The organism is Paenibacillus sp. TY11 (genome assembly GCF_059772165.1).
The window spans coordinates 1-1,551 of sequence record NZ_JCBAIQ010000061.1 but is presented as its reverse complement, the minus strand read 5'-3'; the positions used below and the strand labels follow the sequence as shown (position 1 = coordinate 1,551).

The following is a 1,551-nucleotide window of genomic DNA, read 5'->3' as shown; positions in this document are numbered from 1 at the left end:
GCCAATACGCTAACATAATCACCACGACATACACCCTGCCCTTGCAAGTAACGGGCAATTTGATTCGAACGTTTCTGCAGTTCTCCATACGTAAGACATTCATCCTTGTGCATTAATGCCACTGCTTCTGGAGTACGCGCTGCTTGCTCCTCGAACAGCCCATGCAAGGTGCTGTATGGTATCGGTTTCTCTGTATTATTGTAGCTCTCCATCAACTTCATTTCTTGTTCAGTAATTTTTATGCAGTTGGTATGCAGAGTTAATGTATCAATATATTGCTTGAACATTGTATGAATTACATTTTCATCGAATAGTTGCTCAACGTAGTCCCAAACAAGCCTTAACGAACCGTTATCTTCAAAAAGTTGGTGATCCAAGTAAACTTGAGATGTCTGCCCAGCACCCATTTGTATCTCTCCTAATTCATACCAACTAACTTCACCTCTTTCTTTGGTCCCCAGCAGCATGCTTGTAAAAACAATAGGCATAACAGCACGATTACCATAACTATGGTATTTAGATATTTCTCGTATTAACTCAATTCCATCATAATGCCGATGCTCAAGTGATTCTAAAAGACGTTCTTGGATCTGTTTTGCCCTCTCCCAATATCCCTTTTCAGACCTAAAATCAATTTCTATAAGAATTACGGAAGTAAAATCCCCAACCATGTCGTTCACATCTTGATGAAACGGTAGTCTGTTGAAAACGGTCAAGCTCACGGCTAAATGAGGCTTATTACTCCAAAAGGCCATCACTTCTGCATAAGCAGCAAGAAGAGCCGCTGTAGGCGTTATATTGTACTTATACGCCTGTTTTTTGATTTTCTCCCAGGTTTCTCTATCGATCTCTTGCTCCAGACGGCAAAAACGAGGCTCAGTCACACCGGAGGGATCTGCTTTCAAAGGCAGCTGCGGAGCTGCAGGAAAATCGCCCAATTTATTCAACCAATACAGTTTGTCCTTCGTATAGGTTTCCGAATTTTTAAAATGCTGCAATGCCAGAATGTAGTCCCGAAATGTGCTCTGTAACTGTGATGGCATCCAATTGGGCTCATGATAGAATTTAACCAGCAGCTTGCCTATCAGTTGAATACTTGCTCCATCCGTAATCAACATGTCGTAGCTGATAAACAAATAATAAATTCCTTCAGATAATTTAAAAGCTTTATATTCAAAGAGCGGCCATTGGTCTGTTGGAAATACATAATGAGACATTCGCTCTCTTTCTGACACTATCCGTTCTTGTTGCTCAGACGAACTCATATGGGTAAGGTCAACCACTGTTATTCGATATTCCGGCACATTCTCCAGGATAACCTGCTCTCCGGTAGGAAATACGACTGCGCGCATCATGGGCTGATATTGAATGACCTGTTGTAATGCAAAATTAAGTCGGTCTATATCAAAGTCGGTTTTAATTTCTGTATATCCATGAGTTGACACTCCGCCCATTTCAAAATGGTCCTCGCGTCCCATCAGATAAGCCATTTGCACATCCGTTAGCGGAAACGGTTCATACATATGCTCCGGATCAGGTATTAACTCCGGA

1 protein-coding gene is annotated in these 1,551 nt (G+C 41.7%); it reads right to left on the bottom strand.

Annotation, left to right across the window (positions count from 1 at the left end; translation table 11 throughout):
* Positions 1-1,490: condensation domain-containing protein (locus AC6EJC_RS26775; RefSeq protein WP_444956515.1), on the bottom strand; the 1,490-nt coding region annotated here is incomplete at its 3' end.
* Positions 1,491-1,551: the final 61 nt, after the last annotated feature.